Source organism: Blastococcus sp. SYSU D00922 (assembly GCF_054050495.1).
In genome coordinates, this window is sequence record NZ_JBJGZL010000007.1 from 68,604 (window position 1) to 83,175 (window position 14,572).

At 70.7% G+C, this 14,572-nt stretch carries 14 protein-coding genes and 3 tRNA genes; 6 read left to right on the forward strand and 11 right to left on the reverse strand.

Annotation, left to right across the window (positions count from 1 at the left end; all coding sequences use genetic code 11):
* Window positions 1–21: 21 nt before the first annotated feature.
* Genes ACI78T_RS11885 through ACI78T_RS11900 form a run of 4 tightly spaced genes read right to left on the reverse strand, consistent with a single transcriptional unit; the run spans window position 22 to window position 4,246 of the window.
* The gene (locus tag ACI78T_RS11885) at window positions 22–876 is read right to left on the reverse strand and encodes an ABC transporter ATP-binding protein (RefSeq protein ID WP_456558303.1); all 855 of its coding nucleotides are present in this window, start codon (window positions 874–876) and stop codon (window positions 22–24) included.
* On the reverse strand, window positions 873–1,892 hold the full coding sequence (locus ACI78T_RS11890) for an ABC transporter ATP-binding protein (protein ID WP_456558304.1): 1,020 nt from the start codon (window positions 1,890–1,892) through the stop codon (window positions 873–875). The genes ACI78T_RS11885 and ACI78T_RS11890 overlap by 4 nt, the downstream gene beginning before the upstream one ends.
* Window positions 1,882–2,880: a branched-chain amino acid ABC transporter permease gene (locus tag ACI78T_RS11895; RefSeq protein ID WP_456558305.1), complete on the reverse strand. Its 999-nt coding sequence runs from the start codon at window positions 2,878–2,880 to the stop codon at window positions 1,882–1,884. Before ACI78T_RS11895 ends, ACI78T_RS11890 begins: the two co-directional genes overlap by 11 nt.
* Before the next feature lie 4 nt (window positions 2,881–2,884).
* Window positions 2,885–4,246, reverse strand: coding sequence for an ABC transporter permease subunit (locus tag ACI78T_RS11900; protein WP_456558306.1), 1,362 nt, complete (start codon window positions 4,244–4,246; stop codon window positions 2,885–2,887).
* A gap of 215 nt (window positions 4,247–4,461) precedes the next feature.
* Here ACI78T_RS11900 and ACI78T_RS11905 point away from each other — a divergent pair, with 215 nt between their 5' ends.
* Window positions 4,462–5,058, forward strand: a complete 597-nt coding sequence (locus ACI78T_RS11905) for an N-acetyltransferase family protein (protein WP_456558307.1) — start codon at window positions 4,462–4,464, stop codon at window positions 5,056–5,058.
* Window positions 5,059–5,065: 7 nt separating this feature from the next.
* Here ACI78T_RS11905 and ACI78T_RS11910 read toward each other — a convergent pair whose 3' ends face one another.
* Window positions 5,066–5,467: a PaaI family thioesterase gene (locus tag ACI78T_RS11910; protein WP_456558308.1), complete on the reverse strand. Its 402-nt coding sequence runs from the start codon at window positions 5,465–5,467 to the stop codon at window positions 5,066–5,068.
* A gap of 45 nt (window positions 5,468–5,512) precedes the next feature.
* Here ACI78T_RS11910 and polA point away from each other — a divergent pair, with 45 nt between their 5' ends.
* Both polA and ACI78T_RS11920 read left to right on the forward strand, forming a co-directional pair.
* Entirely contained in the window at window positions 5,513–8,251 is a 2,739-nt protein-coding gene (gene polA / locus ACI78T_RS11915; RefSeq protein ID WP_456558309.1) for a DNA polymerase I, read from the forward strand.
* Window positions 8,252–8,321: 70 nt separating this feature from the next.
* Entirely contained in the window at window positions 8,322–9,584 is a 1,263-nt protein-coding gene (locus ACI78T_RS11920; RefSeq protein WP_456558310.1) for an nSTAND1 domain-containing NTPase, read from the forward strand.
* A gap of 12 nt (window positions 9,585–9,596) precedes the next feature.
* Here the strand turns inward: ACI78T_RS11920 and ACI78T_RS11925 are convergent, their stop codons facing one another.
* Complete coding sequence (locus tag ACI78T_RS11925) at window positions 9,597–10,436, reverse strand: class I SAM-dependent methyltransferase (protein WP_456558311.1); 840 nt, start codon at window positions 10,434–10,436, stop codon at window positions 9,597–9,599.
* Between the two features lie 221 nt (window positions 10,437–10,657).
* Between ACI78T_RS11925 and rpsA the strand changes: the two genes are divergently transcribed.
* The gene (gene rpsA, locus ACI78T_RS11930; protein ID WP_456558312.1) at window positions 10,658–12,124 is read left to right on the forward strand and encodes a 30S ribosomal protein S1; all 1,467 of its coding nucleotides are present in this window, start codon (window positions 10,658–10,660) and stop codon (window positions 12,122–12,124) included.
* 117 nt (window positions 12,125–12,241) lie between these two features.
* Here rpsA and ACI78T_RS11935 read toward each other — a convergent pair whose 3' ends face one another.
* Window positions 12,242–12,517 (reverse strand): hypothetical protein, encoded by a 276-nt coding sequence (locus ACI78T_RS11935; RefSeq protein ID WP_456558313.1) that lies wholly within the window; start codon window positions 12,515–12,517, stop codon window positions 12,242–12,244.
* A gap of 161 nt (window positions 12,518–12,678) precedes the next feature.
* Here ACI78T_RS11935 and coaE point away from each other — a divergent pair, with 161 nt between their 5' ends.
* Entirely contained in the window at window positions 12,679–13,275 is a 597-nt protein-coding gene (gene coaE / locus ACI78T_RS11940) for a dephospho-CoA kinase (protein ID WP_456558314.1), read from the forward strand.
* Window positions 13,272–13,490, forward strand: coding sequence for a hypothetical protein (locus tag ACI78T_RS11945; RefSeq protein ID WP_456558315.1), 219 nt, complete (start codon window positions 13,272–13,274; stop codon window positions 13,488–13,490). Before coaE ends, ACI78T_RS11945 begins: the two co-directional genes overlap by 4 nt.
* Before the next feature lie 44 nt (window positions 13,491–13,534).
* Here the strand turns inward: ACI78T_RS11945 and ACI78T_RS11950 are convergent.
* The 4 genes from ACI78T_RS11950 to ACI78T_RS11965 form a co-directional block, all read right to left on the reverse strand.
* Window positions 13,535–13,606 (reverse strand) — tRNA-Val (locus tag ACI78T_RS11950).
* 54 nt (window positions 13,607–13,660) lie between these two features.
* Window positions 13,661–13,731 (reverse strand) — tRNA-Cys (locus ACI78T_RS11955).
* A 41-nt stretch (window positions 13,732–13,772) separates the two neighbouring features.
* Window positions 13,773–13,845: transfer RNA gene (locus ACI78T_RS11960), tRNA-Gly, on the reverse strand.
* Between the two features lie 96 nt (window positions 13,846–13,941).
* Window positions 13,942–14,409: an SsgA family sporulation/cell division regulator gene (locus ACI78T_RS11965; RefSeq protein ID WP_456558316.1), complete on the reverse strand. Its 468-nt coding sequence runs from the start codon at window positions 14,407–14,409 to the stop codon at window positions 13,942–13,944.
* Window positions 14,410–14,572: the final 163 nt, after the last annotated feature.

A 14,572-nucleotide genomic window follows, 5' to 3' on the forward strand; every position in this document is an offset into this window, starting at 1 on the left:
GACCGAGGCCGTGCGGGGCGGTCAGTTCGCCTTGGCGAGCGTGCCCAGGTAGAGCTCGATGACCTTCGGGTCGTGCATCAGCGACTCGCCGGTGTTCGTGTACGCGTTCCGGCCCTGGTCGAGGACGTAGCCGCGGTCGCAGATCTGCAGGCAGCGGCGCGCGTTCTGCTCGACCATGATGATCGAGACGCCCGTCGCGTTGATCCGGCGGCAGCGGATGAAGACCTCGTCCTGGTAGGCGGGAGAGAGGCCGGCCGAGGGCTCGTCGAGCAGCAGCACCGACGGGTCCATCATCAGCGCGCGACCCATGGCGACCATCTGCCGCTCACCACCGGACAGCGTGCCGGCCTTCGCCTTGCGCCGCTCACCGAGCAGCGGGAAGAGGTCGACCACGTAGTCGAAGCGCTCCTTGAACGTCTTCGGCCGCAGGTAGACGCCCATCTGCATGTTCTCCTCGAGGGTGAGCGAGGGGAACACGTTGTTGTTCTGCGGCACGTAGCCGACCCCGAGCGACACCAGGCGGTGCGCCGGCGCCGAGGTGATGTCCTCTCCCCGCAGCGTCACCGTCCCCGACCGCACCGGGATGAGCCCGAACAGCGCCTTCAGCAGCGTCGACTTCCCGGCCCCGTTCGGGCCGATGATGCCTACGAGCTCGCCGTCCTGCAGGTAGAAGTCGCAACCCCGGAGGATGTTGACCCCCGGGACGTACCCGGCCACCAGGTCGTCGGCGCGCACCAGCGCACCCTCGGCGAGGCGCACGTGCTCCTCGCGGGTGGCCGCCTTCTCCGCGGGGGAGAGCTCCGTCGTCGTCGCGGCGGTGTCGGCGCGGGTCAGGTCCTCACCGGACTCGTCGACCTCGAACAAGGGGTCGCTCATCGGTCGTTCCTCCGGTCGTCTCCGGTCGCGCTCTCGGTGCTCAGGACCTCGCCGTCGGTCGCCTCCTCGCGGGCGATCGCCTGCTCGGCCTGGGCGAGGACGCGGTCCTCCTCCTCGACCGTGAGCGGGGCGTCGTGGTGCGCGCCCAGGTATGCGTCGACCACGGCCTGGTTCTGGCTGATGGACTCCGGCGGCCCCTCGGCGATGATCCGGCCGGCGGCCATGACCACCACCCAGTCGCTGATGTCGCGGACGACGTCCATGTCGTGCTCGACGAAGATCACCGTCATGCCCTGCTCGCGCAGGTCCTTGACGTGCCCGAGCAGGCTCTGGGTGAGCGCGGGGTTCACCCCGGCCATCGGCTCGTCGAGCATGACGACCTGGGGGTCGCTCATGAGCGCCCGCGCCATCTCCAGCAGCTTGCGCTGACCGCCCGACAGGGTCCCGGCGAAGTCGTCCTTCTTCGCGTCCAGCTTGAACCGCTTGAGCAGGTCCATGGCCTTCTCGGTGTTCGCCTTCTCCTGCGCCCGCCAGGTGCCGGGCACCAGTGCGCGGAAGAAGCTCTCACCGCGCTGCCCCTGCGCTCCGAGCAGCATGTTCTGCAGCACGGTGAGCCGGGACAGCGCCTTGGTCAGCTGGAACGTGCGGACGACGCCGAGCCGCGCCACCTGGTGCGGCGACAGCTTGCCCAGATCCTTGCCGTTGAACGACCAGGTCCCGGTGTCGGGCTGGTCGAACCCCGTCAGCAGGTTGAACAGCGTCGTCTTGCCGGCACCGTTGGGACCGATCAGGCCGGTGATGCCGCCCCGCTGGATCTCCAGGTGGTCCACCGCGACGGCGGTCAGACCACCGAAGGTCCGCGTGACGCCGTCGACGACGACCGCCGCGTCCGGCTTGGCGACGCCGACCTCCCAGGGGAGGTCGCGCAGGGCCGCCTGGGCCAGCCGCTGCGGCGCAGCCTTGGACGCACCTGCGCCCGACGCCGTCGCACCGTGGGGTGTGGGGTCAGCGGGCATCGAGCATCACCTCTCGTCGATCGCCGAAGATGCCCTGCGGGCGGAAGATCAGCAGCAGCATCAGTCCGACACCCACCAGGATGAACCGGATCTGCGCCACGTCGGTGGAGGACAGCAGGTCCTCGGGGATGACGCCGTTGCTGATCAGCAGGCGGAGCCCGGTGTCGGCGAACTGCAGGATGAACAGCAGGATCATCGAACCCACGACCGGGCCGAGGACACGTGCGGCCCCGCCCAGGATCAGGGCGGCGTACGCCAGGAACGTGTTCGCGTTCTGGTACTGGTCCGGCACGGCCGAGCCGGTGCCGACGGCGTAGACCATGCCGCCGAGGGCACCGAGGACGCCGCCGAGCACGAGCGCCTGCATCTTGTAGACGTAGACGTTCTTGCCCAGCGAGCGGACGGCGTCCTCGTCCTCGCGGATGGACTTGAGCACGCGCCCCCAGGGGCTGCGCATGAGCGCCCACACCAGGAGGCTGGCGAGGATCACCAGGATCCAGCCGATCAGCGCCACCCAGAGCTCACCGCCCGACCAGCTGGTGCCGAGGATCCGGTACCGCTGGGAGGTGTTCCACGGCGCCAGGGCGATGAAGTCCTGGTTGAACCCGGAGATCCCGCGCGTCCCGTTGGTGACCGGCGTGGCCGAGACCGACCGGAACAGCAGCCGCAGCCCCTCGGCCGTCGCGATGGTCGCGATGGCCAGGTAGTCGGCGCGCAGCCGCAGCGTCGGCAGACCGAGCAGCAGGGCCAGCACGACGGCAGCCGCGATGCCGACGAGGACACCGACCCAGAAGTTCAGGCCCCACTTGCTCACCGAGATCGCGATGCCGAACCCACCGAGCATCGCGAAGGCGATCTGGCCGAAGTTCAGCAGCCCGGCGTAGCCGAACTGCACGTTGATGCCGATGGCCAGCAGCGCGAAGAAGATCGCCTGGAACCCGAGCGCGGACTTGCCGGCGACGGCCAGGGCGTTGAGGAGGTCAGCCATCGCCTCAGCCGATCCGTACCCGGCTGCCCAGGATGCCCTGGGGCCTGATGACGAGGATGACGATCAAGAGCAGCAGCCCTCCGACGTACTTCACGTCATTTGGAATGACGAGGGTCGACATCTGCACGAACACGCCCACGATGAGGCTCCCGACGAGGGCGCCGTAGGCGGTACCGAGCCCGCCCAGCGTGACGCCGGCGAACATGAGCAGCAGCAGGCGGAACCCCATGTCCCACTGCACCTGGTCCGACAGGCCGAGCAGGACGCCGCCCAGCGCCGCCAGCGCGCCGCCCATCATCCAGACCACGAGGATCACGCGGTTCACGTCGATGCCCGAGGAGGCGGCCAGGTCGCGGTTGTCGGACACGGCCCGCATGGCCTTGCCGATCTTGGTCCGCTGCAGCATCACCGCGACGAGCACCAGGACGACCACGGAGATGATCACCGACGCCAGGTCGGCGTTCGTCATCGTGAAGATCCCGTAGTCGACGGCGCGACCGCCCTGGAAGCCCTGGTACGGGCTGGACCGGCCGCCGTAGATGACCTGGATCAGGTAGCGCAGCAGCAGCGACAGGCCGATCGAGACGACCAGCGCCGCGATGAGCCCGGTGCCGCGGCGCCGCAGCGGGCGCCACAGGCCCAGCTCGTTCAGCGCGCCGACCGCGGCGCCCACGATCATCGCCAGGATCGTCGCGACGATCAGGTTCACCCCGCCGGACACGTTGATGTACCAGGCGGCGACCGCCCCGATGGTCACCAGCTCGCCGTGGGCGAAGTTGGTCAGCCCCGTCGTCCCGAAGATCAGCGACAGGCCGACAGCGGCCATGGCGATCAGCAGGCCGAAGCGGATGCCGTCGACGAGCAGCTGGACGGCGCGGACGGTCCCGCCGCCGGAGCCGCGGCTGCCGTCCTCGAGGCCGATGATGACCGCCTGCCGGCGGCCCTCGTCGACGTTGACGGTGCGGTTGTCCGCACCGGCGAGCTCGACGCCCTCGGGCAGGTCGTCCGCGTCGATCGTGACCGTGTAGCGGCCGGGGCCGGGGAGGTCGACCGACCAGCGGCCCTCCTCGTCGGTCTCGACCTCGTCGATCCGCTCACCGGCCTCGTCCTCGACGAGGACCTCGATGCCCTCGATGGGGCCGCTGCGGCTGGTCTGCAGCGTTCCGGCGACCTGCTCGCTCGCGGCCTCGGCCTGCGCGACGCCCGGCGTGAAGGCGGCCAGGCCGAGGCCGAACGCCAGGACCAGCAGCAGCCGGACGACGCCGTGCCCGACCGGTGGCCGACCGCGACCTCCCAGTCGCTGCGGGGACCCGGCGGGTCCCGATCGTCGACCGTGCCGGCGGGCACGGTTTCCCGCGTGCGTCACTCGACCTCCCAGGGCGGATGATTGAGCACGGACCCTAACCCGGCTGTGTTGCGCAGCCGTCTCTTCCGGCTGACCTGTGACCTTTCCGCGACACGCCGCCGTGGTAACGGTCCGTGTCGTTGCGGCGCGTCGGCGTGATCACGGCAGTTCAGCGGTGCAGTCTTCCCCCACTTCCAGGGGAGGTTCCGGTGCCAGCTTCGGGTTCGCGGTCCCGCGTGGTCACGCGTACGGCACGTGCGGCCGACCTGCCCGCCGTCCTCGCCCTCGTGCGCCAGCACCGCGCCGACGCGCACGCCGAGGACGTCCTCACCGGCCACACCTCGCTGAACGCCGCGGCTTCCGGTTTCCGCCGGCTGCTCGACGACCCGGGCCACCGCGTCGTCCTCGCCGTCCTGCCCGGGCCCTACGCGGCCGACGGGGCCGCCGGCGGCGAGATCGCGGTCGGCCTGGCGGTGCTCGGGCTCGACCCGCTGTCCCTCGTGCTCGGCAACCCGCAGGTCACCGTGGACACCTTCGTCGTCCACCGCGAGCACCGGCGGCGCGGTGCCGGCGCCGTCCTGCTCGAGGCGGCAGCGACTTACGCGCGGGAGCACGACGCGGCGTACGTGGTCGCCGCCGCCGGCGGCCACGAGGCGGAGCGGCAGCGCTTCTTCGCCCGGATGGGCTTCGCGCCGCTGACCACGCGGCGCATCGTGGCCGTCGACTCGCTCGTGCGGTCGCTCGCGTCCTGGCAGCGCGGCGGGGTGCCGCTGCCGTCGCCGCGCCGGCCGGCTCCCCGGCGGCGGACGGTCCCGCGCGGGCTGACCGCCTAGGCCGCGGCTACGCCTTGGTCAGGGTCGTGAGCCGCCCGGTGGCGGTGGGCCGGCCCTGGTCGTCGGTGATCTCGATGAGGAACGTCGAGAGCGTCCGCCCGCGGCGGACCGGGGTGCACACCGCGGTGACGACGCCGGACGTCGCCCCGCGCAGGTAGCTGGCGTTCAGCTCGATGCCGACGACCTGCTTGTCGGGGCCGGCGTGGAGGGCGCCGGCCCACGAGCCGATCGTCTCCATCAGGGCGCAGCTCGCGCCGCCGTGCAGCAGGCCGAACGGCTGCTCGTTGCCCTCGACCGGCATGGTCGCGACCAGCCGGTCCGGGTTGTAGTCGGTGATCCGGATGCCCAGCTTGTCGTCGAGCGGGCTGAGCTTGTCGGCGGGGATCCAGTCCGGGCGAGCTGTCGTCACGGAGGCACGGTAATCAGTCGGACCCCCCACCTAGGATCGGCCCCGATGTCCGCACCGGTCTCCACCTCCGCGCCCGCCGTCCCGTCGAGCACGGGCGAGCGCCCGCGCCTGCTCCTGCTGGACGGCCACTCGCTGGCCTACCGCGCCTTCTTCGCGCTGCCGGTCGAGAACTTCTCCACGACGACCGGCCAGCCGACCAACGCGGTCTACGGCTTCACCTCGATGCTGATCAACATCCTGCGCGACGAGAAGCCCAGCCACCTCGCCGTCGCCTTCGACGTCGGCAGGAAGACCTTCCGCAGCGAGATCTACGCCGAGTACAAGGCCAACAGGTCCGAGAGCCCCACCGACTTCCGCGGGCAGGTGAGCCTCGTCCAGGAGGTGCTGGCCGCGCTGCACGTCCCGGTGATCACCGCCGAGGGCTACGAGGCCGACGACGTCATCGCCACGCTGACCGTCCAGGCGGTCGAGCAGGGCATGGACGTCCTGATCGCGACCGGTGACCGCGACGCCCTGCAGCTGGTCAACGACCACGTCACCGTGCTCTACCCGCGCAAGGGCGTGTCGGACATGACGCGCTTCACGCCGGAGGAGGTCGAGACCAAGTACGGCCTGAGCCCGGCCCAGTACCCGGACTTCGCCGCCCTGCGGGGCGACCCGAGCGACAACCTGCCCAGCATCCCCAGCGTCGGCGAGAAGACCGCCGCCAAGTGGGTGCGGGAGTACGGCTCGCTCGACGCGCTGGTCGACCAGGTCGACACGGTGAAGGGCAAGGTCGGCGAGAAGCTGCGCGAGCACCTCTCCTCGGTGCTGCAGAACCGGCGGCTCACCGAGCTCGACCGCGCCGTGCCGCTCGACCTCGGCCCGGCCGACCTCGCCGTCCAGCCGTGGGACCGCAACGAGGTGCACACGCTCTTCGACAACCTGCAGTTCCGGGTGCTGCGCGACCGGCTCTTCGCCACCCTGACCAGCGCCGAGCCGGAGGTCGAGGGCGGCTTCGACGTCGTCGAGGACGAGCTGGAGGCCGGCGGCCTGGGCGCGTGGCTCGACGCCAACGCCCGCAGCGGCCGCACCGGCCTGATCTTCCGCGGCACCTGGGGGCGGGGGACCGGCGAGCTCACCGGTCTCTCCCTCGCCGCCGCCAACGACCGCGCCACCTTCGTCGACGTCGGCCCCGACCTCGACACCGCCGACGAGCAGGCGCTGGCCGCCTGGCTCGCCGACCCGTCCGCGCCCAAGGTGGCGCACGAGGTCAAGGGCCCGCTGCTGGCGGTCTGGGCCCGCGGCTGGGAGCTGGAGGGTCTGGTCAGCGACACGGCGCTCGCCGCCTACCTCGCCAACCCCGGCCAGCGGTCGTTCGACCTGGGCGACCTCTCCGTCCGCTACCTGAAGCGGGAGCTCAAGGACGCCGCCGAGCCGGAGGGGCAGCTCACGCTGGACGGCCTCGGCCCGAGCGAGGCCGACGTCGCGCGGGAGGCGGCCCACGCCGACGTCCTCAAGGCCGTGGCGGTCAACGACCTGTCCGACGCGCTGGAGAGCGTGCTCGGCCAGCGCGGGGGCGACGCCCTCCTCGGCGGTATCGAGCTGCCGCTCACCCGGGTGCTGGCCGCCATGGAGTACCGGGGCATCGCCGCGGACCTGGACTTCCTGCACGACCTGCAGAAGGAGTTCGCCGACGGCGTGGCCGCCGCGGCCTCCGAGTGCTACGCGGTGATCGGCCGCGAGGTGAACCTCGGCTCGCCCAAGCAGCTGCAGGCGGTGCTGTTCGACGAGCTGGGCCTGCCCAAGACGAAGAAGATCAAGTCCGGCTACACCACGGACGCCGAGGCGCTGACCGGCCTGCTGGCCCAGACCGGTCACCCGTTCCTCGAGCACCTGCTCCGCCACCGCGACGTGACGCGGCTGCGGACCGTCATCGACGGCCTCATCCCGATGGTCGACGACGCCGGGCGCATCCACACCACGTACCAGCAGACGATCGCCGCGACCGGCCGGCTCTCCTCGACCGACCCGAACCTGCAGAACATCCCGATCCGCACCGCCGAGGGCCGCCGCATCCGCCAGGCGTTCGTCGTCGGCCAGGGCTTCGAGTCGCTGATGACGGCGGACTACAGCCAGATCGAGATGCGGATCATGGCCCACCTCTCCGGGGACGAGGGCCTGATCGAGGCGTTCACGTCGGGGGAGGACCTGCACTCCTTCGTCGCGTCCCGGGCGTACGACATCCCGATCGAGGAGGTCGACCCCGAGATGCGCCGCCGGATCAAGGCGATGAGCTACGGCCTGGCCTACGGGCTGTCCGCCTACGGCCTGTCGCAGCAGCTGCGCATCACCCCCGAGGAGGCGCGTGGCCAGATGCACGCCTACTTCGAGCGCTTCGGCGGGATCCGCGACTACCTCGACACCGTCGTGGAGGAGGCGCGGCTCACCGGCTACACCGAGACCACGCTCGGCCGCCGCCGCTACCTGCCCGACCTCACCAGCGACAACCGCCAGCGGCGCGAGATGGCCGAGCGGATGGCGCTCAACGCGCCCATCCAGGGCTCGGCCGCCGACGTCATCAAGGTGGCCATGCTCAACGTGGAGAAGGCGATCGCCGAGGAGGGCCTCCGCTCGCGGATGCTGCTCCAGGTGCACGACGAACTGGTCCTGGAGGTGGCCCCGGGAGAGCGGGAGACGCTCGAGACCCTCGTCCGGCGCGAGATGGCCGGCGCGGCGGATCTCTCCGTTCCGCTCGAGGTCTCCGTCGGGTTCGGGCGCACCTGGAACGACGCGGCCCACTGAACCCAAGGGGTGCAGCGTCATCCCCGTTAAGGTCGGACTTGTGCCAGGGCGACGGAACAACAAGCGGCGGTTGGCCAAGGCCGCCTCTCCAAGCAAGCCGGCTCGGGCGGGTTCTCGTCCGGTAGACATCACGTGGCTCGAGCGAGAGCGGCGCGTCACTGAGTCCGGTGTCCGGAACGTCTTCACCCCGCACAAGCCGGTCTCCGAGACCGATCTACTGTTCGGACGACAGGATGAAGTACGAGGCCTCTTCGAGACCCTGAATACGCCGGGTCAACACATCCTCTTGTACGGGGAGCGAGGAGTGGGGAAGACATCCCTGGCCAACGTCCTCGCGGCCGTTGTCCGAAGCGGCAGCGCGCAGGAATTGTTCACGAAGCGCTGCGACAGCCACGACAGCTTCGCCACGATCATGGCGTCTCCTCTCGCACGCGTGGGAGCAGACCTCACTCTGACCCAGGTGGAAAAGTCTTCGGGCGGTGAGGCCGGTGCTGCCCTGTCTGCTGGTCCACTCTCCATCGAGGCCAGCAGGGCAAGGGAGGTCGTCGCCACCTACCAAGCCACTGGCAAGCTCTCCCCCTCCACGGTGGGTGCCGCACTCGGCGACCTCCGAGGACTGTTGATCATTGATGAAGCTGATGCCATCAGCGAGGATGATGACCGCCGCCAACTCGCCGAGCTGATCAAGAACCTCAGTGACTCCGGATCGCCCTTCAAAATCATGATCGTTGGAATTGCAGCGACTGGGGCGGAACTAACGGCAGCCCATCCCTCCGTCGCGCGCTGCCTCCGCGAAGTCAAGCTGCGCCGCATGGCCACTGCCGAGCTTCGAGCGATTGTGGAGTCCGGTGCTGGTGCGCTTGGTCTCCATTTCGACCGTAAGGCGGTCGACATGATCGTGAAGTTAAGCGCTGGCTATCCGCACTTCACTCACCTGCTCGCGTTGAAGTGCGCTGAGGAGGCGATCGGTCAGCGGCGCAACCGAATCGGTCCCGAAGACCTGCGCGCCGCCCTCCGTCTCGCAGTGCAAGATGCGGAGGGGACGCTGCGACGCGTGTACGGGGACGCGATCCGTTCGCAATCGGATCTCTATCGCCAGATCCTCGTCGCATGTGCGACCTTCGAAACAGAGGAGTTCTCCTCCGCCGACCTCCGTGACGCCATCGAGCGAGTCACTGGTTCGCCGATCTCCCAGGGATCTCTGAACAACTACTTCCAGCGACTGGTGTCTAACACTGGATCTGCGATCCTTCGACGGACGGGGCAGGGGCACTACCGCTTCGAGGATCCCAGGATGGCGTCATACGTCCGGATCGCTAACGAGATGGTGTGACGTCGCGGGCCCTCACGGGCGCGTGGCCATGATGATTAGCGTCCCGGGGACTAGTGCGCCCCGCTCGGGCGACCACTGGCCCCAGTGCTGCGTGCGGCCCGGTGTCCACTCCGGCTCGACCAGGTCCTCGAGCACCAGGCCCGCGCCGACGACGGCGCGCACCCAGTCGCCGACAGTGCGGTGGTGCTCCACGTAGACGGCGCGCCCACCGGAGTCGGTCTCCACGTACGGCGTGCGGTCGAAGTACGAGGAGACGATGCGCAGGTCCTCGGGGTCGGGGGAGTCGGGGAAGGGCCAGCGCATCGGGTGGTTGACCGACGCGACGAACCGCCCGCCCGGCCGGAGCACGCGGGCGACCTCCGCCAGGGCGCCCTCGACGAAGGCGACGAACGGGAGGCCGCCGAAGGCGGAGCAGGCCAGGTCCACGGATCCGTCGGCGAGGGGCAGAGCGCCGGCGTCGGCCTGGAGCAGCGGGACGGCGATGCCGGTCGACCGGTTCAGCTCGGCGGCCCGGGCCAGCATCCCCGCCGAGAGGTCCAGCGCCACGACGTCCGCCCCGGCCGAGCGCAGCCAGCGCGAGCAGGGCGCCGACCCGCAGCCGATCTCCAGCACGCGGCGGCCGGCGACGTCCCCCAGCAGGTGCGCATCGGCCTCGCGCAGCCCCTCCGGGCACCAGAGGAAGTCCGCGTCGCCGAGGTCGGAGCCGTGCTCGGCCAGGTACGCCGGCGCGGCGGCGTCCCACCAGCGGCGGTTGGCCCGCGCCGACTCCTCCCGGCCCGCGGCCCGGCGGGCGACGCCGCCCGCCGCGGGGTAGCCGTCGTCGGCGAGGGGGAGGGGGCTGGTTTCCTTCATGGCGCGCCGATGGTGACACGCCGGAGCGGCCGATCACGGACCGGAACCCAGGTGGACCCGGGCGGGCGCGCGTCCGTACCATGGGGAATGCGCCAGAGGTCTGTCGTGCTCTTCCCCACAGGGGAAGGCCCGCGCCGGTTCTCCCCGCTGATCATCCCCACGGCCGAACGGCCGTGGGTCGTCCTGTCCCTACGCATAAACCGTCCGGAGCAACCAACCACATGACCTCCACCCAGGTCCGTCCTTCCAGCACCCCCCAGGTCGCCGTCAACGACATCGGCTCCGCCGAGGACTTCCTCGCGGCGATCGACCAGACGATCAAGTACTTCAACGATGGCGACATCGTCGAGGGCGTCATCGTCAAGGTCGACCGGGACGAGGTGCTGCTGGACATCGGCTACAAGACCGAGGGCGTCATCCCCTCGCGCGAGCTCTCCATCAAGCACGACGTCGACCCCAACGAGGTCGTCAGCGTCGGCGACGAGGTGGAAGCCCTCGTCCTCCAGAAGGAGGACAAGGAAGGCCGGCTGATCCTCTCCAAGAAGCGCGCCCAGTACGAGCGCGCCTGGGGCACGATCGAGGCCAAGAAGGAAGCCGACGAGGTCGTCACCGGCACCGTCATCGAGGTCGTCAAGGGTGGCCTCATCCTCGACATCGGCCTGCGCGGGTTCCTCCCCGCCTCGCTGGTCGAGATGCGCCGCGTCCGCGACCTCCAGCCCTACGTGGGCCGCGAGCTCGAGGCCAAGATCATCGAGCTCGACAAGAACCGCAACAACGTCGTGCTCTCCCGTCGCCAGTGGCTGGAGCAGACCCAGTCCGAGGTGCGCAGCGAGTTCCTCAACAAGCTCGCCAAGGGCCAGGTCCGCACGGGCGTCGTCTCCTCGATCGTCAACTTCGGTGCGTTCGTGGACCTCGGCGGCGTCGACGGCCTGGTGCACGTCTCCGAGCTGTCCTGGAAGCACATCGACCACCCGTCCGAGGTCGTCGAGGTGGGCCAGGAGGTCACCGTCGAGGTCCTCGACGTCGACCTGGACCGCGAGCGGGTCTCCCTGTCGCTGAAGGCGACGCAGGAGGACCCGTGGCGTCAGTTCGCCCGCACGCACCAGATCGGTCAGGTCGTCCCGGGCAAGGTCACCAAGCTCGTCCCGTTCGGTGCGTTCGTGCGCGTCGACGAGGGCATCGAGGGCCTGGTGCACATCTCCGAGCTGGCCGAGCGCCACGTGGAGATCCCGGAGCAGGTCGTGCAGGTCGGCGACGAGATCCTGGTCAAGGTCATCGACATCGACCTCGACCGCCGTCGGATCTCGCTGTCGCTCAAGCAGGCGAACGAGGGCGTCGTCGGCGAGGACGACCAGTTCGACCCCGCCGCCTACGGCATGGCCGCGTCCTACGACGAGCAGGGCAACTACCTGTACCCGGAGGGCTTCGACCCCGACACGGGCGAGTGGCGCGAGGGCTTCGACGCGCAGCGCGAGGAGTGGGAGCGGCAGTACGCCGAGGCCCAGGCCCGCTACGAGGCGCACCGCAAGCAGATCGCCGCGGCCAAGGAGGCCGACGCCGAGGCCGCCGCTGGGGGCAACTACTCCAGCGACGGTGGCGACTCGGTCGGCGCCGAGGTCTCCGGTGGCACGCTGGCCAGCGACGAGGCCCTGGCCGCGCTGCGGGCCAAGCTCGCCGGCGGCGAGTGACCTAGCCCCACCCGTCCAGAGGCCCGGCATCCCCTTCAGGGGGTGCCGGGCCTCTGGCGTTCCCTGGGCACGCGAAAAGGCCCGTGGACGGTCGTCCACGGGCCTTCCGGCGTCGACTCAGAGGCTGAGGATGATCGCGAACGCGGTGCGCGGGCGGCCGCCGGAACCGGCGAGGAAGCTCCACGTGTGGCGGCCGGCCGGCGGGGCCTGGAACAGCCACTCCACGAACGAGCTGCGGCGCCGCGTCGCGGGGCGCTGGAACTGCATCCGCTCGCGGACGGCGGGGATGTCGGCGCAGCGGATCCCGGTGGCCGAGCCCAGCCGGTGCCGGCCCGCGCCCTGTCGGTGGGCGGCGCGCGTCGCGGAGGGTGCGTCAGCGGTGGTACGGGACATGTCGGGTTCTGCCTCTCTCGGCGGGGGAAGATCGCCGAGGCGGACGTTATGCGCGTGGCGCGTGTGACTGGTGCGACGCGCCGGACGAGAGGGGCGGCTGTTACCCGGCCGTGACCTCGACCCCTCCCGAGGGTGTCCGCGCGGGCAACTAGTGTCCGGTCGTGCTGCGGATCGGGCTGACCGGCGGGATCGGATCGGGCAAGAGCACCGTCTCGGCGCTCCTGGCCGATCGCGGTGCCGTCGTCGTGGACGCCGACCGCATCGCCCGCGAGGTGGTCGAGCCCGGCACGCCCGGCCTGGCCCAGGTGGTCGAGGCGTTCGGCGACCGGATCCTGACCGCCGAGGGAGCTCTCGACCGGCCGGCGCTGGCCGCGGTCGTGTTCAGCGACCCGGCCGCCCGCTCCCGGCTCGACGGCATCGTGCACCCGCTGGTGCGCGCCCGGACCGCTCAGCTGGTCGCTGAGGCGCCCGAGGACGCCGTCCTGGTCAACGACGTCCCCCTGCTGGTGGAGACCGGCCAGGCGGGCTCCTACGACCTCGTGCTGGTCGTCGAGGCCGATCCCGAGATCCGCGTGCGCAGGCTCGTGGGCCGCGGCCTCACCGAGGAGGACGCCCGCGCCCGCATCGCGGCCCAGGCGTCGGACGAGCAGCGGCGGGCGGTCGCCGACGTGGTCCTCGACAACAGCGGCACCCCCGAGCAGCTCGCCGACCAGGTGGCCGCCTTCTGGGTCGAGCGCGTCGCCCCGGTGGCGGGATGACCCGCCCGGCCGGGAGGGCTCCGTCGCCCGAGGTCCAGCGGGCGCAGACCGGCACGTGGATCGGGATCCTCCTGATCGCCGTGGGGACGGCGCTCGGGGCCTTCTTCCTGGACGAGGACGTCGACCCGCTCGTGCCCGGGCTGTTCGCCGTCGTCGCCGCCCTCGAGGTCTGGCTGGCGCTGCGGTGTTGGCGGACGCGCCGCCGCCGGCGCTGAGAACGAGAGAACCCCCAGGCCGTCGGCCTGGGGGTTCTTCTCTGTGGGCGATACTGGGATCGAACCAGTGACCTCTTCCGTGTCAGGGAAGCGCGCTACCGCTGCGCCAATCGCCCGTCCCGGCCTCGCGACCGGACCCTCCTCCGCGCTCGTGCTCCGCAGAGGAGACGAGGTGGAGACGGGATTTGAACCCGTGTAGACGGCTTTGCAGGCCGTTGCCTCGCCTCTCGGCCACTCCACCGCACGCGGGCGCCAGTCTCTCGACCAGCGCCCGAGGTTCCGAGCGGACGACGGGATTCGAACCCGCGACCCTCACCTTGGCAAGGTGATGCTCTACCAGCTGAGCCACGTCCGCGTTGCGAGGAGAACTCTAACCGACGGCCCTGAGCCCTCCAAGCAGGGGGGTCCCCACCGGCCCGTCAGGAGCCGGTGGGAGACCCGAAACTGCAGGTCAGCGGCCCGAAGGGTCCGCCCCGCCGTTGGAGAGGAGCACGTGCAGCTCGTCGTCGAGGTCCAGCAGCTCGCTCTCGCTGCCGGACGGCACCAGCGTCTCGGTCTGGCGCAGGAACGCGGCCACGGTCGCGCGCGACAGCTCGAACAGCGCCTCGCCCGACGGTGCGCGCAGGTGGAGGAAGAGCACATCGGTCGCCGCGTGGGCCGGCCAGAGCCGGACGTCGCCGTCGCCGGCCGGGCCCTCGAGCCCCGCCTGCAGCAGCTCGCGGCTCAGCAGCCAGGCGATGCCGCCGTCGTCGGGGTCGACGACGCCGTTCTCGTCGCCGACGTCGCCGAAGGCGATCCGGACGGCGAACGGGTCGGCCGCGTCATAGCAGAGCAACGCCGGTACCTCGGTCCACGACTGCGGACCGACCAGCTGAAGCGTGATGGGGGACGAGTACCCGGGGGTCCAACCGCTGCGCATGTCAGGTCAACGACCGTCGGGTCTCGGAGGTACGAGGCATTGCACTTCCTTCACATCCGTCCCACCCGTCACACACGGGCGGGGCTTGTCGCCCCCTGCCATGCCCGGCCGGGCGCCCGGCGAACCCCGAACACCCGCAGGAATGAACCGCTGGGGCAGGAGT

Bases quoted from the DNA above. Each gene is read 5' to 3' on its own strand.
- polA (WP_456558309.1), top strand. From the start codon at position 5,513: ATGTCCGCACCGGTCTCCACCTCCGCGCCCGCCGTCCCGTCGAGCACG.
- ACI78T_RS11885 (WP_456558303.1), bottom strand. From the start codon at position 876: ATGAGCGACCCCTTGTTCGAGGTCGACGAGTCCGGTGAGGACCTGACC.
- ACI78T_RS11895 (WP_456558305.1), bottom strand. From the start codon at position 2,880: ATGGCTGACCTCCTCAACGCCCTGGCCGTCGCCGGCAAGTCCGCGCTC.
- ACI78T_RS11945 (WP_456558315.1), top strand. From the start codon at position 13,272: ATGACCCGCCCGGCCGGGAGGGCTCCGTCGCCCGAGGTCCAGCGGGCG.
- ACI78T_RS11890 (WP_456558304.1), bottom strand. From the start codon at position 1,892: ATGCCCGCTGACCCCACACCCCACGGTGCGACGGCGTCGGGCGCAGGT.
- ACI78T_RS11935 (WP_456558313.1), bottom strand. From the start codon at position 12,517: ATGTCCCGTACCACCGCTGACGCACCCTCCGCGACGCGCGCCGCCCAC.
- ACI78T_RS11965 (WP_456558316.1), bottom strand. From the start codon at position 14,409: ATGCGCAGCGGTTGGACCCCCGGGTACTCGTCCCCCATCACGCTTCAG.
- ACI78T_RS11925 (WP_456558311.1), bottom strand. From the start codon at position 10,436: ATGAAGGAAACCAGCCCCCTCCCCCTCGCCGACGACGGCTACCCCGCG.
- rpsA (WP_456558312.1), top strand. From the start codon at position 10,658: ATGACCTCCACCCAGGTCCGTCCTTCCAGCACCCCCCAGGTCGCCGTC.